At 74.0% G+C, this 21,719-nt stretch carries 18 protein-coding genes; 10 read left to right on the forward strand and 8 right to left on the reverse strand.

All coding sequences use genetic code 11. The annotated features are described in order from the left end of the window. Window positions 1–31: 31 nt before the first annotated feature. The gene (locus Asera_RS22525) at window positions 32–1,216 is read right to left on the reverse strand and encodes an acyl-CoA dehydrogenase family protein (protein ID WP_030445976.1); all 1,185 of its coding nucleotides are present in this window, start codon (window positions 1,214–1,216) and stop codon (window positions 32–34) included. Window positions 1,217–1,418: 202 nt separating this feature from the next. On the opposite strand from Asera_RS22525, the gene Asera_RS22530 reads away from it, so the two are divergent. Next, window positions 1,419–2,411: a hypothetical protein gene (locus Asera_RS22530; protein WP_212804708.1), complete on the forward strand. Its 993-nt coding sequence runs from the start codon at window positions 1,419–1,421 to the stop codon at window positions 2,409–2,411. Between the two features lie 3 nt (window positions 2,412–2,414). Here the strand turns inward: Asera_RS22530 and Asera_RS22535 are convergent, their stop codons facing one another. From Asera_RS22535 to Asera_RS22545, 3 genes are all read right to left on the reverse strand, one after another. Continuing rightward, a complete protein-coding gene (locus Asera_RS22535; RefSeq protein WP_030445978.1) occupies window positions 2,415–3,332 on the reverse strand; it encodes a 5'-3' exonuclease in 918 nt (305 codons plus the stop codon). 142 nt (window positions 3,333–3,474) lie between these two features. Continuing rightward, window positions 3,475–4,395: an NADP-dependent oxidoreductase gene (locus tag Asera_RS22540; RefSeq protein ID WP_030445979.1), complete on the reverse strand. Its 921-nt coding sequence runs from the start codon at window positions 4,393–4,395 to the stop codon at window positions 3,475–3,477. 170 nt (window positions 4,396–4,565) lie between these two features. After that, window positions 4,566–5,393, reverse strand: a complete 828-nt coding sequence (locus tag Asera_RS22545; RefSeq protein ID WP_030445980.1) for a putative RNA methyltransferase — start codon at window positions 5,391–5,393, stop codon at window positions 4,566–4,568. Between the two features lie 166 nt (window positions 5,394–5,559). On the opposite strand from Asera_RS22545, the gene Asera_RS22550 reads away from it, so the two are divergent. Both Asera_RS22550 and Asera_RS22555 read left to right on the forward strand, forming a co-directional pair. Further along, window positions 5,560–6,729 (forward strand): acyl-CoA dehydrogenase family protein, encoded by a 1,170-nt coding sequence (locus Asera_RS22550; protein WP_030445981.1) that lies wholly within the window; start codon window positions 5,560–5,562, stop codon window positions 6,727–6,729. Window positions 6,730–6,761: 32 nt separating this feature from the next. After that, window positions 6,762–7,226, forward strand: coding sequence for an Lrp/AsnC family transcriptional regulator (locus Asera_RS22555; protein WP_030445982.1), 465 nt, complete (start codon window positions 6,762–6,764; stop codon window positions 7,224–7,226). A gap of 36 nt (window positions 7,227–7,262) precedes the next feature. Here Asera_RS22555 and Asera_RS22560 read toward each other — a convergent pair whose 3' ends face one another. Then, entirely contained in the window at window positions 7,263–10,328 is a 3,066-nt protein-coding gene (locus Asera_RS22560; protein WP_030445983.1) for an alpha-N-acetylglucosaminidase, read from the reverse strand. Between the two features lie 203 nt (window positions 10,329–10,531). On the opposite strand from Asera_RS22560, the gene Asera_RS22565 reads away from it, so the two are divergent. Beyond that, a complete protein-coding gene (locus Asera_RS22565) occupies window positions 10,532–10,966 on the forward strand; it encodes a DoxX family protein (RefSeq protein ID WP_035296472.1) in 435 nt (144 codons plus the stop codon). A gap of 71 nt (window positions 10,967–11,037) precedes the next feature. Here Asera_RS22565 and Asera_RS22570 read toward each other — a convergent pair whose 3' ends face one another. Together Asera_RS22570 and Asera_RS22575 are read right to left on the reverse strand one after the other, a co-directional pair. After that, window positions 11,038–11,613: a histidine phosphatase family protein gene (locus Asera_RS22570; protein ID WP_030445985.1), complete on the reverse strand. Its 576-nt coding sequence runs from the start codon at window positions 11,611–11,613 to the stop codon at window positions 11,038–11,040. 132 nt (window positions 11,614–11,745) lie between these two features. Then, on the reverse strand, window positions 11,746–13,176 hold the full coding sequence (locus tag Asera_RS22575; RefSeq protein ID WP_030445986.1) for a KamA family radical SAM protein: 1,431 nt from the start codon (window positions 13,174–13,176) through the stop codon (window positions 11,746–11,748). A gap of 199 nt (window positions 13,177–13,375) precedes the next feature. On the opposite strand from Asera_RS22575, the gene kdd reads away from it, so the two are divergent. From kdd to Asera_RS22605, 6 genes are all read left to right on the forward strand, one after another. Further along, a complete protein-coding gene (kdd, locus tag Asera_RS22580) occupies window positions 13,376–14,440 on the forward strand; it encodes an L-erythro-3,5-diaminohexanoate dehydrogenase (protein WP_051802169.1) in 1,065 nt (354 codons plus the stop codon). A gap of 38 nt (window positions 14,441–14,478) precedes the next feature. Next, on the forward strand, window positions 14,479–16,005 hold the full coding sequence (locus Asera_RS22585) for an amidohydrolase (protein ID WP_035296386.1): 1,527 nt from the start codon (window positions 14,479–14,481) through the stop codon (window positions 16,003–16,005). 171 nt (window positions 16,006–16,176) lie between these two features. After that, the gene (kamD, locus tag Asera_RS22590) at window positions 16,177–17,784 is read left to right on the forward strand and encodes a lysine 5,6-aminomutase subunit alpha (protein ID WP_030445989.1); all 1,608 of its coding nucleotides are present in this window, start codon (window positions 16,177–16,179) and stop codon (window positions 17,782–17,784) included. Further along, entirely contained in the window at window positions 17,781–18,548 is a 768-nt protein-coding gene (gene kamE, locus Asera_RS22595; protein ID WP_030445990.1) for a lysine 5,6-aminomutase subunit beta, read from the forward strand. The genes kamD and kamE overlap by 4 nt, the downstream gene beginning before the upstream one ends. Next, window positions 18,541–18,933, forward strand: a complete 393-nt coding sequence (gene kal, locus Asera_RS22600; protein ID WP_030445991.1) for a 3-aminobutyryl-CoA ammonia lyase — start codon at window positions 18,541–18,543, stop codon at window positions 18,931–18,933. The genes kamE and kal overlap by 8 nt, the downstream gene beginning before the upstream one ends. Window positions 18,934–19,103: 170 nt before the next feature. Then, window positions 19,104–20,462 (forward strand): glutamate mutase L, encoded by a 1,359-nt coding sequence (locus Asera_RS22605; protein WP_030445992.1) that lies wholly within the window; start codon window positions 19,104–19,106, stop codon window positions 20,460–20,462. Window positions 20,463–20,787: 325 nt separating this feature from the next. On the opposite strand, the gene Asera_RS22610 is transcribed toward Asera_RS22605, so the two are convergent. Continuing rightward, window positions 20,788–21,162 (reverse strand): YrdB family protein, encoded by a 375-nt coding sequence (locus Asera_RS22610; protein WP_169745831.1) that lies wholly within the window; start codon window positions 21,160–21,162, stop codon window positions 20,788–20,790. Between the last annotated feature and the right edge of the window lie 557 nt (window positions 21,163–21,719).

A 21,719-nucleotide genomic window follows, 5' to 3' on the forward strand; every position in this document is an offset into this window, starting at 1 on the left:
GGGAGGGGGAGGCGCGGTTCAGCGGCGCGGTTCAGCGGAAGGCGGGGACGCCGGTGAGCGCCTGGCCGAGCACCAGGGTGTGCACCTCGCTGGTGCCTTCGTAGGTCAGCACCGATTCGAGGTTGTTGGCGTGCCGCAGCGGGGAGAAGTCCAGCGTGATGCCGGCGGCGGCGAGGATGGTGCGGCACTCGCGGGCGATCGTGAGCGCCTCCCGGACGTTGTTCAGCTTGCCCAGGCTGATCTGCTCGCTGCGCAGCGAGCCGGCGTCCTTGCGCCGGCCCAGGTGCAGCGCGAGCAGCGTCGCCTTGCCCAGCTCCAGCGTCATGTCCACCAGCTTCTGCTGGGTCAGCTGGAAACCGGCGACCGGCCGGTCGAACGCCTGCCGGTCGACCGCCCAGGCGATCGTGGTCTCCAGGCAGTCGCGGGCGGCGCCGGTGGCGCCGAACACGATGCCGAACCGCGCCTCGTCCAGGCAACTGAGCGGGGCGCGCAGGCCGCGCGCGTCCGGCAGCATCGCCTCGGCGGGCAGCCGCACGTCGTCGAAGGCGAGCTCGGCGGTGACCGAGGCGCGCAGCGACAGCTTGCGGGTGATCTCGGTGGCGGTGAATCCGGGCGTACCCGCCGGCACCAGGAAGCCGCGCACCCCGTCGTCGGTGCGGGCCCAGACCACCGCGACGTCGGCGACCGTACCGTTGGTGATCCACATCTTGCTGCCGGACAGCACCCAGTCGTCGCCGTCACGCCGGGCCCGGGTGCGCATCCCGCCCGGGTTTGAGCCGAAGTCCGGCTCGGTCAGGCCGAAGCAGCCGATCGCCCGGCCGGCCGCCAGCTCCGGCAGCCAGCGCTGCTTCTGCGCCTCCGACCCGAACGCGTGGATCGCGTACATGGCCAGCGACCCCTGCACCGAGACCAGGCTGCGCAGCCCCGAGTCGGCCGCCTCCAGCTCGGCGCACGCCAGCCCGTAGCTGACCGCGTTGGTACCGGCGCAGCCGTAGCCGGTCAGGTGCATGCCCAGCACGCCGAGCTTGCCCAGCTCCACGGCGAGTTCGCGGGCCGGCACGTGGCCCGCCTCGTACCACTCTGCGAGCTGCGGCCGGACCCGGTCGGCGACGAACGCGCGCACCGTGTCCCGGATCTCCCGCTCGTCGTCGGTCAGCAGCTCCTCGACCCCGAACAGGGCGAGCGGGTGCTGGGCTGCGGGTGGCGTGCTCGCCATGCGGTGCTCCTCGGGCGGTGGCTGTCGGCCGACCCTCGTACCGTACGGCCGGCGCAGCGTCGGCGCGCCGCCAGCCCGCGATCACGTCCGCCCGCACCCCGAAGCGTACGTGCCTCGACGCATCGCACACATCGGCGGCGATGATGATCTTTGCGACCCCCCTCGCCGGCACACTGGCCGTACCGGCGAGAGGGAGGCGGCGATGGCGAACATGGTGTGGCTGGGTGGCGGCTGCGGGGCGGGCAAGACCACCCTGGCGCGGCGCCTGGCCTACCGGTACGACCTGCGGTTGTGGCCGGTGGACGCCTACAGCTACGCGCACCAGCGGCGGGCGACGATCGAACCCGGCTGGCCGGTCGTACGGGCCGCGGCCGGCCTGGACTTCACCGAGCGCTGGCTGGCGCCGTCGCCACACGACCAGCTGGCGCGCTTCCTCGGGTACGCTGCCGAGCAGTTCGCGATGCTCGCCGACGACCTCGCGGCGCTGCCCGACCGGACGCTGACGATCGTGGAGGGGCCACAGCTGCTCCCGGCGCAGGTCGCCGCGAGCGGCGGCGCCGCGCTCTGGCTGATCCCGACGCCGGCTCGGATCCGCCGCTCACGCCGGCAGCGCGGCGTCGCCGGCCCGGCCGACGAGGCCACCCAGCGCCGGGTGCTGGACACGCTGATCGACCGCGACGTGCTGCTCGCCGAGCATCTGGGCACGCAGGTCCGGGCGATCGGCGGCGATTGCGTCGAGGTCGACGAGGACGCCGACTGGGACCGCCTCACCGACCTGGTCGCCGAACACTTCGGCCTTCCCCCCACACCCACAGCCACCGGCGCCGACGGCATCGCCGGCCGCACCGACGGTGCTGGGAGCGCCGGCGCGGCCGACGGTGCCGGTCCGGTCGGCGCGGCCGACGGTGCCGGTCCGGTCGGCGCGGCCGACGGTGCCGGTCCGGTCGGCGCGGCCGACGGTGCCGGTCCGGTCGGCGCGGCCGACGGGGACACCCGGCAGCGGTTGCGGCAGGCCGAGAACGCGGCGGTGCTGGCGAACCTGACCGCACATCGAGACTGGATCGGGGCGACGAAGCCGCTCGCCGGGCCGTTCGTATGCGAGTGCACCCGGCTCGGTTGTGCGGTCGAGGCCAGGATCGACATCGAGGACTACCGGGCCCGCGCCGACCCGCTGGTGCTCTGCGGGGATGCGTGACCGCTACGCCGATGCGGTCTCCGCCAGCGCGTCGGTGAGCCGGGTCAGCGGGCTCGCCAGGTTCCACCGCTCGGCGAGCGCCAGCAGCTGCCGCTCGTCGGCCGGGACGGCCGGCAGCGCGGTGTCGACCGGCGGGACCTGAGCCTCCGCGCCGGCCGCGACCACCCGGGGCGCCACCGCGAGGTAGTCGCGGGCCGCGGCGAGCTTGCGGGCCTGCGCGGGGCGCACCGCCGGGTCGGCGGCGTCGACGGCGGCGAGCAGCGCGTCGAGCGTCTGGTACCGGGCGATCAGGCCGGCCGCGGTCTTGTCACCGATGCCCGCCACACCGGGCAGCCCGTCGGACGGGTCGCCGCGCAGCACCGCGAAGTCGACGTACTGGGCCGGGTGCACGCCGTAGCGGCCGTGCAGGGCGGCGTCGTCGTAGACCTCCAGCTTGGCCACGCCGCGGCCGCAGTAGAGCACCCGGACCTGCCGGTCGTCGTCGATGACCTGGAACAGGTCACGGTCGCCGGTGGCCACCTCGATCGGGCCCGGCTCGCGGGCGGCGAGCGCACCGATGATGTCGTCGGCCTCGCAGCCGGGTGCGCCGAGGGTGGCGATGCCGACCGCCCGCAGCGCATCCAGGATGATCGGCACCTGCGGGCTCAGCGCGTCGGGCACCTCCTCACCGCCGTCGGCGGCGACCCGGTGCGCCTTGTACGACCCGATCAGCGCGACCCGCCAGGCCGGCCGCCAGTCTGCGTCCAGGCAGCAGACCATCCGGTCCGGCCGGCGGGTGCGGATGAGCTGGGCGAGCATGTCGAGGAAGCCGCGGACCGCGTTGACGGGGCTGCCGTCGGGTGCGGTGATCGAGGCGGGGATGCCGTGGAAGGCGCGGAAGTACAGGCTCGCGGCGTCGACGAGCAGCAGCGGTCGGCTCACCCGTGCCAGCCTGCCATGCCGGTACGACAACCGCTGCGCGTCCGTGCCGGACGACGAGCGCTGCGTGTCCGTTCACCACGACGAGCGCTGCGCGTTCGTGCCCGACAAGCGCTGCGCGTTCGTGCCCGACGAGCGCGGCAGGTCACGGCACGATGACCAGCTTGCCGTGGGTGTGGCCGCCGCGGCTGGCGTCGAACGCCGCGCCGACCTCGGTCAGCGGGTAGCTGGCCTGCACCGGTACCGTCAGCCGGCCCGCGTCGGCGAGCTGTGCGAGTTCGGCGAGCCCGGGGCCGTCCGGCCGGACCCAGACCCAGGCTCCGCCGTGCCCCTCGACGGTAGGGTCCGCGATCGAGACGTGCCGCCCGCCCTCGGCCAGTACCGCGGTGGTGGTGGGCAGCTGCCCGCCGACCAGGTCCAGGACGACGGTCACGCCGTCCGGGGTGAGGTCGCGGACCCGTTCGGCCAGGCCGTCGCCGTACTCGATCGGGGTGGCGCCGAGCGCCCGCACGGCGTCGTGGCTGGCCGCCGACGCGGTGCCGAGGACCCGGGCGCCGCGGGCCGCGGCGAGCTGGACGGCGAGGGTGCCGACCCCGCCGGCCGCGCCGTGGACCAGGACGACGTCGCCGGCGTGCACGTCGGTGCGGTCCAGGCAGCGCTTCGCGGTCAGCCCGGCGAGGGGCAGGCCGCCGGCCTGGGGCCAGTCGAGCGTGGCCGGCCGCGCCGCCACGGCGGGGGCCGAGACCGCGACGTACTGGGCGAACGTGCCGGCGCTGATCGCTTCCTTGCGGGCGTAGGCCATGACCTCGTCGCCGGGCGCGAACTCGGGTGTGTCCGGGCCGCGGTCGACCACCACGCCGGCGACGTCCCAGCCGGGGACGACCGGGAACACGGTGTCGATCATCGGGTCCAGACCGCCGGCCAGGACCTTCCAGTCGACCGGGTTGACGCCGGCGGCCCGCACCTCGATGAGCACCTGACCGGGGCCGACCTTCGGGTCGGGCAGCTCGCCCACCCGTAGCGTCGAGTTGTCGTCGGCGAAGGACTCGTAGTAGACGGCGCGCACCAGTGTCTCCTCGTGATCGTGCGGTCGGGCCAGCTGCGACCGTACGCGTCGGGCGCCGTTCCGCGGCCCCGAATCGGTGCAGTGCGGCCGTGACCCGCCGCGCGGCCCGGGTCGGCGGCGTGCGTGCTCGGATGCCGAACGCCTCCTCGGTTCCACCTACCCGCTCGGGTTCAGCGGCGTGGACGGTAGCCGGCGACGGTGACCGCGGCGGTGGCGGCGGTGGACTCGGGCAGCGTGGCGATGCGCTCGGCGAGCGTGGCGGGCGGCAGGTGATGGGCGCTGGGGCCCATCCCGACGACGGCGGCGACCTCGTCGTGGTCGAGCCGAAGGCCGAAGCGCACCGTCTCGGCGCCCGCCGGTACGAAGTCGGCCAGGGTGGTGGCGAGCCGGTCGGGTTTGGCCGCGTCCACGCCGACCAGGCCGAGCGTCGCGACGAGCTCGCCCAGGTGGTCGGCGGCCGGGGTGACGACCAGCAGCAGCCCGTCGGGGGTCAGCACCCGGGCGATCTCGGCGGCGTTGCGCGGCGCGAACACGTTGAGGACCAGCCCGATGCAGCCGGTGCGTACCGGCAGGGGCTGCCAGGCGTCGGCGCCGATCGCGGCGATGCGCGGATGGGCGCGGGCGGCCCGGCGCAACGCGTAGCCGGACAGGTCGACCGCGAGGCCGACGCGGTCGGGCTGGGCGGTGAGCAGCTGCGCGAGGTAGTGGCCGGTGCCGGCGCCCAGGTCGAGTACCGGCTCGGTGCCCGCCGGCGCCGCGGTCCGGATCGCGTCGCTGATGGGGGAGTAGTGGCCGGCGGCGAGGAACCGTTGCCGGGCGGCGACCATCTCGGCGGTGTCGCCGGTACCAGGGCCGGCGCCGCCGGCGCGCAGGGTCAGGTAGCCGTGCCGGGCGACGTCGAAGCTGTGGCCGTGCGGGCACCGCACCCGCCTGTCGTCCAGAGTGAGGGCGCCGGCGCAGTTCGGGCAGCGCAGGTAGTCGATGGCGTCGCTGAGCACCTCCCGATCATCCCCGATCCCCAATATTCTAGCTTCCTAGGAAGGACTAGGCGGCGTCACCGCCGCCACCCAAACCCAAACCGGAGCTTCGCCAACTCCCCAAGCGACCCGAACGAGCGTTAAGCTGCCGCCAGTTGTGGCAGGACAGGAACCTCGGGAGGGAATCATGGGCGAGTCCGGCGCCGGCCCGGTCAGTGCGGTGCAGCGGCTGCTGCCGACCGACGAGGCCGAGGCGCTGCTGGAGTTGACGGCCGACATCGCGGACCGTGAACTTGCCCCGCGCGCGGCCGGCTTCGAGGCGCGAGGGGAGTTCCCGCGTACGGTGTTCGCCACGCTGGGGCGGGCCGGGCTGCTGAGCCTGCCCTACCCCGAGGAGTACGGCGGGGGAGCCCAGCCGTACGAGGTGTACCTGCAGGTGGTGGAGGAGCTGGCGCGGCGCTGGCTGTCGGTGGCGCTCGGGGTCAGCGTGCACACGCTGGCGTGCTTCCCGGTCGCCGAGTTCGGCAGCGAGCAGCAGCGCAAGCGGTACCTGCCGGACATGCTCGGCGGCGACCAGATCGGCGCGTACTGCCTGTCCGAGCCGGCGGGCGGGTCCGACGCGGCCGCGCTGACCACCCGCGCCCGCCTCGACGGCGAGTCGTACCGGGTGACCGGGACGAAGGCGTGGGTGTCGCACGCCGGCGTGGCCGACTTCTACAACGTGTTCGCGCGCACCGGCGGACCCGGGCCCAACGGCATCTCCTGCCTGCTGGTGGATCCGGCCACCGCGGGAGTGGTGCCGCAGCGGCCGGAGCGCAAGATGGGGCTGTCCGCTGAGGTGACCGCCCAGATCGTGTTCGACGACGCGGTGGTGCCGGCGGAACGGCTGGTCGGCGGCGAGGGTGCCGGTTTTCGGATCGCGATGCAGGCGCTGGACTCCGGCCGGCTGGGGATCGCAGCGTGTGCGATCGGCGTGGCGCAGGCGGCGCTGGACTACGCGTGCGGGTATGCCGCCGAGCGGGAGCAGTTCGGCCGGCCGATCGCGCAGTTCCAGGGGGTCGGATTCATGCTGGCGGATGCGGCGACGCAGGTCGCTGCGGCGCGGGCGTTGCTGCTGACCGCGGCGCGGTTGAGGGATGCGGGCCGGCCGTACACGGTGGAGGCGGCGAAGGCGAAGCTGTTCGCCACCGACACCGCGATGCGGGTGACCACCGACATGGTGCAGGTGCTCGGCGGGTACGGGTACGTGGCCGACCATCCGGTCGAGCGGTACTTCCGGGAGGCGAAGGTGCTGCAGATCGTGGAGGGGACCAACCAGATCCAGCGGCTGGTGATCTCGCGTGCGCTGACGTCGTGAGGCGGTCGCGACCGGCGGTGTAGCGTTTCCGCGTGGAGCAGATCGATCGGGCCATCGTGGCCGCGTTGTCGGCCGACGGCCGGTTGTCGTTCACCGATCTCGCCGAGCGGGTGGGCCTGTCGGTGTCGGCGGTGCACCAGCGGGTGCGGCGGTTGGAGCAGCGCGGCGTGATCCGCGGGTACGCGGCGGTGGTCGACTACGAGGCGCTGGGGTTGCCGTTGACGGCGTTCGTGGCGATCCGGCCGACCGATCCGGCGGCGCCGGACGATGCGCCGGAGCGGTTGGCGCACCTGCCGGAGATCGAGTCGTGCTATTCGGTGGCCGGTGAGGATTTCTACCTGTTGAAGGTGCGGGTGGCCTCGCCGGTGGATCTGGAGGGTCTGCTGCAGCGGATCCGGTCGATGGCCGGGGTCACGCATCGCACCACGATCGTGTTGTCCACGCCGTACGAGGGGCGTCCGGCGCGGCCGCCGGTCCCGCCGGCGGACACCGACTGACCGGTCCGGGGCCCAACAGGGCCCCGGACCGTGGGTTCAGTGGACGCTGACGGTGTCGAAGGTGGCGAGGCCGGTGGCGCCGGAGCCGCCGTTGGCGGCGGTCATGAAGATCCCGACCTCGGGGGTGGCGGCGAGGCCGGTGGGGCGCACGGTGCCGAGGGTGTTCCAGGTGGTGCCGTCGGGGGAGTAGGCGGCGGTGAGGCTGTCGCCGGCGCGGGTGAGGCGCAGGGTGACGGGTGCGACGGGTCCGGCGGCGGAGGTGACCTTGTTGAGCCGGCCGTCGTTGTTGTCGTCGACCGACAGGGCGCAGCCGTGTTGCGGGGTGACGGCGAGGTTGGCGTAGCCGAGCGATCCGTTGGTGGCGAGCGAGTTGCGTACGACCAGGCCGGCGCGGGCCCAGGGGCCGGTGGGGTCCTGGAGCACGACGCGGACGGTGGCGGTGGCGCCGTCGGGGAGCCCGCCGGGTAGCACGATGGCGGCGAACTGGTTGGTGCTTCCCCACATGTCCCGGCCGCCGCCGAAGATGCCGAAGCCGGTTCCGGCGGCGGCGAAGGTGGCGTCGTTGAAGTTGACGGTGGTGTAGGGGGCGGTGATCGGGGCGCCGGCGAGTACCCGGGCGGTTCCGGTGGCGTGGCCGGTGGTGCGGCCGGCACGGTAGTCGGCTCGTACGGTCAGGGTGGCGGTGGGTTGGTCGGTGTGCCAGTCGGTGGGTGCGGTGATGCGCCAGCGGACGGTGGCGCTGGCGCCGCCGCCGAGGGTGGTGCTGCCGGTGGGGTCGAGTGCGGTGGCGGTGGCGCCGTCGGGTACGGCGGGGGTGAGGGTGGCGGCGTGGACGTCGGACAGGCCGCTGGCGTTGGTGATGCGGGCGGTCAGGGTGGTGGCGGCGCCGGCGACGAGGACGGCGGGGTCGGCGGTGACGGCGACCGGTACCTGGTGGGTGTCGGCGGTGAGCACCCGGTGCACGGCGGTGGCGAGGGCGTGTTCGTCGCCGGTGGGGTGGCTGCGGTAGGTGTTGGTGCGGCGGGTCCAGGCGTCGGTGAGGGCGTACCAGTCGATCGGGGTGGGTGCGCGGCCGGTGGCGAGGGCGGTGCGCAGGCTGTCGAAGTAGCGGCGCCAGCGGTCGAGGTAGACGTCGCCGATCAGGCCGTGCCATTCGCGGTTGGCGTAGTCGTGCAGGCCGCCGACCTGGCTGGCGTTGCGGTCGCCCCAGACGGTGAGGATGGTGCGCTGGTCGTACTCGCCGGCGTCGCCGGCGGTGCGGCGGGCGGTGGTGAGGGCGGGGCCGAGCAGGAATTCGCCTCGGCTGGCGACGAGTTGTTCCAGGAGCCGCATCCAGTCCAGCCACAGGGCGGTGAGTTCGTCGAAGGTGGCGGTGTCGCCGGCGTGGTAGGCGGCGGCGATCTGGGGCAGCAGGATGCGGCTGCGGTTGGTGAGGGTCTGGCGGGCGACGTCGACCAGGTCGTAGCGGTAGGCGTCGGTGTGGCGCAGGGTGGGGTGGGCGGCGAGCAGCAGTGGCAGCGCCTGGTCGAAGGTGGCGCCGTCGTACTGCATGGTGTCGGGTGACCAGCCGGCGCCGGAGGTGGCGGACAGGCTGGGTTGGGCGGCGAACAGGCTGTCCTGCGGTTCGCCCTTTACGGTGCCGTCCAGGGCGTACGCGGTGGCGCGCAGGGTCTGCCAGGCGGCGGTGGCGTGCCGGTCGGGTCGGCCGTAGCGGCGGGTGGCGTAGTCGGTGTAGAAGTCGCGGGCGTCGATGGTGTGGTCGGTCCAGGCGAGCGAGGCGAACAGGTCGAGTGCGGCGGCGTTGTTGTCGCCGGCTTCGGGCATCAGGGCGATGCCGGACAGTGCGCCGCCCGGTTTGTCGCGCCACTGCCGGTACTTGCCGAGCCAGGCGGCGCCGGCTGCGCCGAGGGTGGACTTGCCGCCGTAGTTGAAGATCGTGCCGAACGCGTACGGGGTGTGCGACCAGTCGGTGTCGCGGTCGGTCTTGTCGGCGTGTTCGGACAGCCCGTCGACGATGAGCATGCGGCTGGTGTCGACGGCGGCGATGGTGTCCTTCTTGGGGTTGTCCTGCCAGCCGAGGATGACCCAGGTGGCGTCGGGGTGCGCGGTGCGCAGCGCGGTCTCGACGGCCTTCGAGGCGGGGCCGACGGGGACGTCGCCGGCGGTGCCGCCCTCGTGCAGCAGGTCCATCTTGTACATGGTGGTGTTGCCGTAGCGGGTGGCCGAGTGGCGGTAGAAGGCGGCGGCGAGGCGGGTGAAGTGGTCGTCGCGGGGGTCGAGCCAGCCGGGGCGGGTGAAGCCGCACCAGCTGCCCTGGGGTACGACGTGGGCGCCGGTGTTGCGGTCGGCGAAGTCGGGTGGGACGGTGCCGAAGTAGCCGGGCAGGACGGGGGTCATGCCGAGGGCGCGGATGTGGTCGATCAGGGCGGCGGCGGTGTTCGCGCGGTGCTCGATGAGGTCGGCGGCGACGGGGCTGCCGAAGCCGGACATGTTCTGCAGCAGCCACCAGGGTTGGTGGGCGGGTGCCGGGATCCAGGCGCGGACCTCGTCGTCGGGGTAGCCGAACTCGCGCAGGGTGTCGCGGTAGACGGCGTCGGCGCCGAGGTAGACGAGGATCTCGTTGAAGCCGTGCAGTGCGAGGATGTCGACCTCGCGGCGCCAGCGGTCGAGGTCCCAGTAGGGGCCGGTGTAGCCGTCGTTGGTGTCGTTGAGCGCGAACCGGTGAGGTACGTCGGCGCGGCCGGTGATCGGGGCGGCGGGTGCGGGTAGCCGGGCGGGCAGGTGGTCGAGGTTGGTGCCGGCCCACCAGATCCCGGCGTGCAGGGTGTCACCGAGGTAGCGGCGGAAGCCGGTGAGGATGGTCGCCGGGGTGGTGGCCTGGATGTGCAGCCGTCCGCCGGCGCCGGAGACCTGGTAGGTGTCGGTGTCGCCGCGGGGGGTGAGGCTGAGGTCGAGTTGGTCGGCGCGGCGGCCGATGAGGCGGCGGAGCGCGGCGCGGGCGGGTTCGACGGCGTCCTGGGCGGCGGCAGGGCCGGCGAGGCCGGTGGCGGCCAGGCCGGCGCCTGCGGCGCCTGCGGCGAGGACTGTTCTGCGTCGCGTCATGGGGACCTCCGGCCGGGGGCGATCGGGTCGCAGGCAGCCTATGGTGCGTGAAGTTGGTCGACAAGTGCTGTTGGGCGACAAGTTTGCGCATCGCGGTCGAGGGGGTCGGTGTCCGGTCACGTTTGCCGCCGGCGGTCCGTCATGGTGACAGGCCGCCGGCTCGGTGGTCGAGCGTGGTCGAGTGGTGGAGGGACGTGCCGGCGATGGATTCCTGGGGCACGGCGCGGCCGGTGGTGTACTGGCTGGCGACCGGGATCGTGGCGGCCGAGCTGGCGGTCGGCGGGGCGTGGGACCTCGCCCGGTTGTCGTTCGTCGCCGACGTGGTCGCGCACCTGGGCTACCCGGGGTACTTCCTGGTGTTGCTGGGGTGCTGGAAGGTGGCGGGTGCGGCGGCGTTGCTTCTGCCGCGGTGGCCGCTGGTGAAGGAGTGGGCGTACGCGGGGGCGTTCTTCGTCTACACCGGCGCGATCGTCTCGCACCTGAGCTCGGCGTACGGGGCGGGTGAGGTCGTGGTGCTCACCGGCTTGGCGGCGCTGACGGTGCTGTCGTGGGCCCTGCGGCCGGTGTCGCGGCGGCTGCGGGCGCCGCGTCGGGCCGGCGGCGCGGTGATGGCGCCGCGGCCCGGTAGCCGGGTCTGAGCCCGGTGCCGACGTGCCCGTGGCCGACGTGGCGGTCGCTGTGCGGTGTGGCTGTCGCGGGGGTGCAGCGCTCAGCCGGTGACGGTGGCGTTCCAGCTGGTGATGACCGGGCGGCCGTGTTCGAAGCCGAGGGTGGACAGGGTGCCGGTGTCGAGCTTGAGCAGGCCGCCGCATGAGGCGGCCAGGCCGATCCAGCGGGCGCCGGCGACCCGCAGCGCGTGGCCGTGCGCGACCAGCGCGACGTCGCCGTCGCAGAGCTGCTCGCGGGCGCGCTGCAGCACCCGGTCGAGCCGGGCGCCGACCTCGGCGGGTTTCTCGCCGCCGGGGGCGCCGTCGGTCCACAGGTCCCAGTCGGGCACCTCGGTGTGGATGTCGGCGGTGGTGCGGCCCTCGTAGTCGCCGTAGTTCCATTCGGCGAGGTCGTCGTCGAGCGTGGTGACCGCCAGCCCGGCCAGCTGCGCGGTGCGCTGGGCGCGGATGCGCGGCGAGCTGTACACGGCGGTGAACCGGCGCCGGGCGAGGGTGGTGGCCAGGTCGCTCGCCTGCCGTTCACCGCGTTCGGTGAGCGGCAGGTCGGTGACGGAGGTGTGCTGGCCGCTGGCCGACCAGGCGGTTTCGCCGTGCCGGATCAGGACGATCTCTGCCATGGCCACAGTCTTCCCGATCGGCTCCAGCGGTACGCGGGGTTCCCGGTGCGGTGTCGGACGCGCCACCCACCGGGAAGGCACCGCCGCACCCGACGCCGTTGTCGGGTGCGGCGGAGACGCAGCGCCGGGTGGTCAGGCGTGTACGGCGTCGCGTTCGGCCGCCGCGCGGGACGCCGCCGCGGCATCGGCGGCGGCCGCGGTGTCCGGCGGGAAGTTCTCCCGCCACCACTGCTGGCCGGCCTCGGGCAGGGTGTAGATCGGGTCGTAGAACGGGTACCGGCGCTCCAGCGCGTCGGGGTCGTCGAGCTCGATGCCGGTGCGGTAGTTCTTCGTCCAGTAGGAGATGCCGCGCTCGCGGTCGTAGTCGGCGAGCATGTGCACCCAGCGTTTGCCGACGAACGGCACGTCGCACACGATGCGCGGGGTGGCGTAGCCGGGCAGGTAGCCCATGATGGCGTGCTGCAGGTGCTGGGCCTCGGCGACCGAGACCCGCCAGTGTTCGGCGTTGGGGATCATGTCGCACATGTAGAAGTAGTACGGCAGGATGTTGGCCTCGCCCTGCAGCCCGAAGCACAGGTCGAGCAGGTCGGTGTCGGTGGCGTTGACGCCGCGCATCAGCACGCCCTGGTTGCGCACGTCGCGCACGCCGACGTCCAGTGCGGTGCGGGCGGCCTCGGCGACCAGCGGGGTCAGCGAGTTCACGTAGTTGACGTGGGTGTGGATGGCGAGGTTGACGCCGCGCCGGTGCGCGGTGCGGGCGACCCGTTCCAGCCCCTCGACCACGTCGGGGGCCAGCCAGTGCTGCGGCATGCCCATCAGTGCCTTGGTGGCGAGCCGGATGTCGCGGATGGTGTCGATGGCCAGCAGCCGCATCAGGAACGCTTCGAGGTTCTTCCACGGCACGTTGGCCACGTCGCCGCCGGAGACCACCACGTCACGCACCTCGGGGTGCTGCTGCAGGTAGGTGATGATCGCGTCGTACCGGTCGACCGGCTTGCCGGACAGCCGCAGCTTGTCGATGGTGGGGGTGGAGTTGCCGACCAGGTCCATCCGGGTGCAGTGCCCGCAGTACTGCGGGCAGGTCGACAGCAGCTCGGCGAGCACCTTCGTCGGGTACCGGTGGGTCAGGCCCTCTGCCACCCACATGTCGTGCTCGTGCAGCGAGTCGCGGGTGGCGTGCGGGTGGCTGGGCCAGTCGGCGCGCCGGTCGGAGGCGACCGGCAGCATGTACCGGCGGACCGGGTCGGCGTAGAACGTGTCGGTGTCGGGCACCTCGCGAGGCACGATGGTGTTGAGCATCTGCGGCGGGAGCAGCATCGACATGGTCGCGTGCTGTTTCTGGTCGGCGGCGAGGTCGTCGTAGAACTTCTCGTCGAGCAGATCGCCCATCAGCTGCCGCAGCTGTTTGATGTTCTTGACGCAGTGCGCGCGCTGCCACTGCGCGGAGCGCCACTGGGCGGCGGTGACGTCGGCGAAACCGGGCAGCCGGGTCCAGTCGGGTTCGACCAGCTCCACCCGGCGGTACTCGTACGGCTGGCCGCCGGTGTCGTCGCTGTGCGCCACGGTGCTCTCGACCTGCTCCGCCGCTGTGTCGCTGGCGTGCTCCGCCCCTGTACCGCTGCCGTGCTCCGCCACGGTGTCGCCTCCTCGCTTGCCGGTGCCGCGTGCTCCGGTACCTTAGCGCAAGGATAGTGGAATTCTTGCGGGTGAGTAATTATCCTGCCGAAGGATTTCCGGCGGTGGCACGGATGTGGAGGGGCGCATGGGCGGGGTCGCGGAACGCAGCGAGGTGACGGCGACCGAATCGCCGGTCGGCCTGCATCGGGTGCTGAGCCCCGCCGGGGTGCTGCCGCAGGCGGCGGAGCGCCTGGACACCAGCCCCGACATCCGGCCCGGTGAGGTACGCATCATCCTGGAACGGCTCAACCTGGACGCGGCGAGCTACCGGCAGCTGGCCACCAAGCACCACGGCGACGGCGACGCGATCCGCGCCGAGGTCCTGGAGATCATCACCAGCCGCGGCAAGATGCACAATCCGGTCACCGGCTCCGGCGGCATGCTGATCGGCACCGTCGAGGCGGTCGGCGACAAGTCGCCGCTGGGCCTGCGGGTCGGCCAGCGGGTCGCCACGCTGGTGTCGCTGACGCTGACCCCGCTTTCGGTCACCGACGGGCTCGCCGGCTGGGACGGCCGTGGCGAGCAGGTGCCCGCCGCCGGCCACGCCATCCTGTTCGCCCGCTCGATCGCCGCGGTGCTGCCCGACGACGAGGACCCCGAACTGTCGCTTGCGGTACTGGACGTGTGCGGCGCCCCGGCGCTGACCGCCCGGGTGGTCGAGGCCGCCGCCGCCCGGCTCGGCGGCGCGCCGCGGGTCGCGGTACTCGGCGGCGCCGGCAAGTCCGGCAGCCTGTCGCTGGCCGCCGCCCGCCGGGCCGGCGCGAGCACCGTCGGGGTGGTACCCACCCGGGTCGAGGCCGACCGGCTCGCCGCCGCCGGACTCGCCGACACCGTGGTGATCGCCGACGCCACCGACCCGGTCGCCCTGTCGAGTGCGGTGGGCACCGGCGCCGACGTGACCGTCGTGTGTGTCGACGTACCCGGCTGCGAGCACGGCGCGATCCTCGCCACCGCCGAGGGCGGCACGGTGATCTTCTTCTCCATGGCCACCTCGTTCGCCGCCGCCGCGCTGGGCGCCGAGGGCCTCGCCGCCGACGTCACGATGCTGGTGGGCAACGGCTACGTGCCCGGCCACGCCGCGTTCGCGCTGGAGCTGCTGCGCACCGAACCCGGCGTCCGGGAGCTGTTCGGCGCCCGGCTCGCGGGCTGACCGGCGCGCCGGCGGGCACGCGGGGAAGACTGGAGGGCATGGTGCGAACCCTGTATCGCGGCGGCCGGGTGTACAGCCCGGCCGACCCGCACGCCACAGCCCTTGCCGTCGACGGCGACCGGATCAGCTGGGTCGGTACGGACGACGACGCCCCCACCGCCGAGATCACCGTCGAGCTTTCCGGGGCCCTGGTGGCGCCCGCGTTCGTCGACGCGCACGCCCACCTGACCAACACCGGCCTGACCATGACGTTGCTGGACGTCTCGCCGGTGCGGTCGGCCGCCCAGCTGCTCGACGCGCTCGCCGCGCACGCCGCCACGCTGCCGTCCGGCGCGCTGGTGTACGCGCGCGGCTACGACCAGTCGACCTGGCCGGATGCCACGTTGCCGCACCGCACCGAGCTGGAGTCCGCGGTCGGCGGGCGGCCCTGCTACGTCTCGCACGTCAGCGGGCATGCCGCCCTGGCCACCGGCGCGCTGTGCGCCGCGGTGCCGGGGGTGACCGGCATGCCCGGCTACGACGCCGACGGCCGGCACACCCTGGAGGCGGTCGACGCGCTGTACGCCGCCGCGCTCGCCCAGCTGGACGCGGCGACCCGGCACCGGGCGCAGCAGCTGGCGCTGGCCACCGCCGCGTCGGTCGGCATCGGCTGCGTGCACGAGTGCGGCGGGCCCACCACCAGCTCCGAGATCGACTTCACCGAGCTGCTCGCCGCCTCCGCCGAACAACCCGTACCGCAGGTCATCGGGTACTGGGGGGAGCTGGGCGCGGCGAGCAAGGCGCGGGAGCTGGGTGCCGCCGGCGCCGCCGGCGACCTGTACGCCGACGGCGCGCTCGGGTCCACCGACGCGCACCTGAGCGTCCCGTACGCCGACGCCGGGGGCTGCGGGCACGCCCTGCTGAGCGCCGAGCAGGTCGCCGCGCACATCGTCGACTGCACCGGGCACGGCATGCAGGGCGGCATGCACGCCATCGGCGACGCGGCGGTCGAGACGGTACTGGCCGGGTTCGCCGCCGCCGCCGAGGTGGTCGGCATCGAGCGGCTGCGCGCGGCCCGGCACCGGGTCGAGCACGCCGAGATCCTCACCAAGACGCTGATCGCCGGGCTGGTGGAGTTCGGGTTGACCGCGAGCGTACAGCCGGCGTTCGACCGGCTGTGGGGTGGCGCCGGCCAGATGTACGAGACGCGGCTGGGGCTGGACCGTTCGCTTGCCTCCAACCCGTTCGGGTCGCTGTCGGGGGTGGGTGTGCCGCTGGCGTTCGGGTCCGACTCGCCGGTCACCCCGCTCGACCCGTGGGGCGGGGTGCGGGCCGCGGTGCACCACCACAACCCGGCGCAGCGCCTCAGCGTGCGCACCGCGTTCGCGGCGCACACCCGCGGTGGATGGCGGGCCGCCCGCTACGACGAGGCCGGCTACCTCGCCCCGGGGGCGCCGGCGACGCTCGCGGTGTGGGACTGCCCGGCCGGGCTGGACGAGCACGGCCTGCCGCTGCTCGACGACCCGGACGCCACCCCGCGCTGCCTGCGCACCGTGCGCGACGGGGTCACGATCCACACGGCCTGACCGCGACGGCGCGGCCCGGCCCACAACCCGCCCACCGGCGGCACAGAGAGCACCACCGCCCGGCGGGCGCAACGAGAACACCGCCCGCCGGGTGGCACGAGCAGCACCGCCCGCCGGCGGCACGAGCCATGGCCGCCCCGGCGGTACGCACACGAGCAGGAGGTCATCGAGGTGGCAGCAACGGCGCGGCCCCGACGCGGTCGCAAGCTGGACCTGGATCCGGCGCTGGTACGCCGGGCCCGGACGCTGGCCCGCCGGGCCGGCCGGCCGGTGGTGAAGCTGGCCCGCGAGCACACCACCGTGTCGGTGGAGCGCGCCGTGCTGCGGCTGGCCGGCATGCACGGCGCCGACCCGGACGGCATCCCGTGGGTCAACCGGCTGGTCGACGCCGTGGTCGCCGACGTCGGGCTGACCGCCGGCGCCGCCCTGCCGGTGTTCCACGCGCTGACCGAACTGGGCCTGGCCGGCCGCGACGTACCGGTCGGCGACGCGCTGGTGGCGCTGGCGCAGAAGGCCGGCGCCGGCTCGGTGCGCTTCGAGGTACCGGAGGGCAAGCAGGCCACCGCCGCCCGCCGGGCCGCCCGCCGCGCCGCCGCCGCCGGGGTACGGCGGATGGACGCCGCCCGGGTCGCCCGCGAGCGGCTGGTGCGCCGGCTGGGTGACCCGCCGCAGCGGCCCTGGGTGTACCTGATCGTCGCGACCGGCGACATCTACGAGGACATCCCGCAGGCGCAGGCCGCCGCCCGGGAGGGCGCCGACATCATCGCGGTGATCCGCTCCACCGGCCAGTCGCTGCTGGACTACGTGCCCGAGGGCGCCACCCGGGAAGGGTTCGCCGGCACGTACGCCACCCAGGAGAACTTCCGGCTGATGCGCGCCGCGCTGGACGAGACCTCCAAGGAGGTGGGCCGCTACATCCGGCTCACCAACTACGCGTCCGGGCTGTGCATGCCGGAGATCGCGGCGTTGGCCGGGATGGAACGCCTGGACATGATGCTCAACGACTCGATGTACGGGATCCTGTTTCGCGACATCAACCCGATCCGCACGTTCGTCGACCAGCGGTTCTCCCGGCAGGTGCACGCCCGCGCCGGGATCATCATCAACACCGGCGAGGACAACTACCTCACCACCGCCGACGCGGTCGACGAGGCGCACACCGTCACCGTCTCCCAGCTGCTCAACGAGTACTTCGGCAAGGAGGCCGGGCTGGCCGACTGGCAGCTGGGGCTGGGGCACGCGTTCGAGATCAACCCCGATCTGCCCGACTCGTTCCGGCTGGAGCTCTCGCACGCGCTGCTGGCCCGGGAGCTGTTCCCGAACGCGCCGCTGAAGTGGATGCCGCCGACCAAGCACATGACCGGTGACGTGTTCCGCGGCAACCTGCTCGACGGGTTCTTCAACCTCGCCGGCACCATGACCGGCCAGTCGATCCTGCTGGTCGGCATGATGACCGAGGCCGTCGTCACCCCCTGGCTGTCGGACCGCGACATCGCCCTGGCCAACGTGCGGTACGTGCTCGGTGCCGCCGGCAACCTGCACGAGGACTTCGTGCCCGCCCCCGGCGGGTTCATCCAGCAGCGCGCCAACCAGGTCCTGTCCGAGGCGCTGGACCTGCTGGACCGCATCGGCGAGCAGGGGCTGCTGGACGCGATCGGCGCCGGCACCTTCGGCATCATGAAACGCCCGCCGGACGGCGGGAAGGGCCTGTCCGGGGTGGCCCGCAAGGACACCGCCTACTACAACCCGGCCACCGACATCCTGGAGGCGGACGCATGAGCGAGCACCAGATCGTCCGCCCCTACGGCGACACCACCGGCGACGGGATGGTGCAGCTGTCGTTCACCCTGCCGATCCCGCACGACAAGCGCGCCGAGGGCGCCGCGCTGCAGCTCGCCGCCAAGATGGGCATGGACCCGGCGATGCTGGTACACGCCAAGGCGATGGGGCCGGACTTCACGTTCTTCGTCGTGTACGGCACCGTCAACCACCTGGTCGACGTGTCCACGGTGCGGGTCGTCGAGCGCGATTTCCCCGAGCTGAGCGCCGCCGCGGTCAACCAGACCATCCGCAAGAAGCTGCGCCGCAAGCTGGTCGTGATCGGTGCCTGCATCGGCACCGACGCGCACACCGTCGGCATCGACGCCATCCTCAACATCAAGGGCACCGCCGGCCACAAGGGCCTGGAGTACTACCGGGAGATGCGGGTGGTCAACCTCGGTGCCCAGGTCGCCGTGCCCGACCTGGTCGAGGCCGCGCGCGCCGAACGCGCCGACGCGGTGCTGATCTCCCAGGTCGTCACGCAACGCGACGCGCACCTGCACAACACCCGGGAGGCGTCCGCGGCGTTCCGGGAGGCGTTCGGCGCCGACAAGCGGCCGCTGCTGGTCGCCGGCGGCCCCCGGTTCGACGAACTGATGGCCGCCGAACTCGGCGTCGACCGCATCTTCGGCCGCAGTACCACCCCCGGCGAGGTCGCCTCCTACCTCGTCGACGCCCTGATCACCCGCCGCGAGCGCGCGAAGGAGACCGTGCATGCCTGAACCGCTGGCACCGGCCGACCAGGTCACCGTCGTCCACCGCCGGTACGTGCCGGCCAGCCACGCCCACTACGCCGGCAACCTGGTCGACGGGGCGTACTCGCTGGGCCTGTTCGGCGACGCCGCCACCGAGCTGTGCATCCGTACCGACGGCGACGAGGGGCTGTTCGCCTCCTACGACGACGTGCAGTTCCGCGCCCCGGTACGGGCCGGCGACGTGCTGGAGGTCACCGCCACCCTGGTGGCGCGGGGCCGCCGCTCGCGCCGCATCGAGTTCGCCTCGCGGGTGGTGTGCCGGGGCCGGCCGGACCGGGGCGCATCGGCCGCCGAGGCGCTGGCCGAACCGGTCGTCGCGGTCACCGCCACCGGCACCGTCGTCGTTCCGTGACCCCACCCCGCCGCCCCACGCCCGCCGCCGGACGGGGGACCGGTGCCGCCGACGCGACCCCCGGACCCCGGCGGGGCGGCGGCGGCGAAACGATCGGGCCCCGACCGGGCGGCGCGAAGACGACCGGGCACCGGCCGAGTGGCGCCGAGACGGCCGGCCGGGCGGTCGCGGTGTGCGGCGACGTCGGCTCCACCTACACCAAGCTGCTCGCGGTCGACCTGGCCACCGGTACGGTCGCCGGCAGCGCCGAGCACCGCACCACCGTCGAGGTCGACGTGCTGCGCGGCTACGACGCCTGCCTGGCCGCGCTGGCCGAGCAGCTGCCCGGCGTCGACCTGTCGGCGCAGTACGTGTGCTCGTCGGCCGGGGGAGGGCTGCGGCTGGCCGTGGTGGGCTACGAACCGCTGGTGACCGCCGACGCCGGGCACCGGGTCGGGCTGTCGGCCGGCGCCCGGGTCGTGCACGTCGCCGCCGGCCCGCTCGACACCGCCGGCGTGCGCGCGCTGCGCGCCGCGAAGCCCGACGTGGTGCTGCTGGTCGGCGGCACCGACGGCGGCGACGCCGCGGTGCTGACCCACAACGCGGCCAGGCTTGCCGGGACGAGGCTGCGGGTACCGGTGGTGGCCGCCGGCAACGCCGACGCCGCCGCGGCCGTCGCGCAACGCCTCGCCGACGCCGGGGTACCGGTCACCGTCACCGACAACGTGCTGCCCCGCATCGGGCAGCTCAACCCGGCGCCGGCGCGCGCGGCGATCCGGCAGGTGTTCCTGTCGCACGTGATCGGCGGCAAGAAGCTGTCCCGCGGCGCCCGGTTCCCGCGGCTGGTGCGGGCCGCCACCCCCGACGCGGTACTGGCCGGCGTCGAACTGCTCGCCGACGGCGCCGGAGAGATCCCCGGCGCGGGCGAGATCCTCGCCGTCGACGTCGGTGGCGCCACCACCGACGTGTACTCGGTGCTGGTCCCCGACGCCGAGCGCGACGGGCCGCGCCGCGAGGTCGCCGGCACCCTGTGGCGCTCCCGTACCGTCGAGGGGGATCTCGGGATGCGCTGGAACGCCCCCGGCATCCTCGCCGCCGCCCGGGACGAACGGCTGCTGACCGACGACGAGGTCGCGGCCCTGGCCGGCGACGCCGACCGGCGCGCCGCGCAACCCGGCCTGCTGCCGGACAGCGACGCCGACCGCGACGTCGACCGACGGCTCGCCGGCCTCGCCCTGCACGTCGCGCTGCGCCGGCACGCCCGCGGCCAACGCCGCGCCGACGGCAGCCGCGGACCCGGCCGAGACCTGCGCCAGGTGCGGCTGGTCGTCGGCTCCGGCGGTGTGCTGCGGCACGACGAGAACGCCGCGACCGTCCTGTCCGCGGCGCTGACCGACCACGCCGGCGGCTACCCGCTGCCGACCCGCGCGGCGAGCGTCGTCGACCACCGGTACGTACTCGCCGCGGTCGGGCTGCTCGCCACCGACGCGCCGACCACCGCCGCCCGGCTCGCCGCGCACCACCTCACCGACCTCGCCGTCACCCGCTGACCCGCCTTGAACCGGACCCGGCAGGGCGACTGCGGCGAGCCGCACGCGCCGCATCGGCACCCGCTGGATCGCCGCCTGCCGGGCCGGGAGTCGCACCGTACTCGCCGGCGTTGCGGCGAGTCGCGCCCCGCCGGTCCGGCGCGGCCGACCGCACGTGGCCCTAGGGTCTGTTTCGGAGCCCCCGGCCGAGCGAGGCGAGTCCCGTTTGTCTGCTCGCAAGGCGGAGGGCAGTTCGTGTGCCGGGCTTGCACACGAGCTGTCCGACAACGCCGCGAGCGGGCAAACCGGGCCGCCGCAGCCGGCACGCGGAACCCCGAAACAGACCCTAGCCGCGGGCGCGCTGCACGGCCTGCCGGTGCTGGCCCAGCGCGTACGTGACGGTCAGGCTGGCCGCCGCGACCACGGCCAGCACCACCCCCGGCAGCACCCAGCCGGTGGCGACCAACGCCACCGCCGCACCGCCGAACAGTCCGACCTCGCAGACCAGCCGGCCCGCCGCGGTCGTGAACCGCGCCTTGGGCGAGGCGAACAACCCCCAGCACGACGCCGCCGCGAGCGGCAGCAGCACCCCGGCCAGCAATCGCACCGGCCAGGCCGCGTCCAGCCGCAGCCCCCACGCCACCAGCGATGCCAGGCTCGCCAGCTCCAGCAGGAACCGCACGCCGAGATTGACCCCGCCCACCACCCGTCGCGTCGTCACCAGGGCAGTCTCGCAAGGCCGGCCCGGCCGCGCCCATCCGCCGAACAGCCCGACACACCCGGGGGCCGACACGCCGAGGCAAGGTGGACTTCCGGGTCGGCTCCGGGCGGATTCACCGGTACCGGTTGACAGCGTCGGGGGGCGGGTGCGTACCGTGCTTGACGTCCTACCTCGGGGGGCGGCTCGGCTTCACTTCGTCCCCCCACCCACGGGCAAGTTGGCGGCAGGTCGCGCCGCTACGCGGCCAGGTTACGTGGGCGGGGGTCGGCGGGGCGGGCGAACCGGTCGCCGTACCGACACGGGCCAGGGGGAAACAGCCGGCCAGTAGACAACGGCAACGGATGGGCATCCAGTCCACACCGGGTCGGTCCGAAGGTCTGTTGGAACGTCTGAGCACGTGCCGGCCGGGAAGGGCCTGGGAGCGCGGGGCGCGGCAGATGCCGCGCCCCTCTTCCGTCCCCAGGCCCCCATCCTGGCCACAAAACCGCACGAAGCCGGCAGTCGTACCGTCGCGGCGGCCGCGCACCGGGCGCCGGCCGCGCGGTGCGGCACAATCG

Source organism: Actinocatenispora sera (assembly GCF_018324685.1).
GTDB lineage: Bacteria > Actinomycetota > Actinomycetes > Mycobacteriales > Micromonosporaceae > Actinocatenispora > Actinocatenispora sera.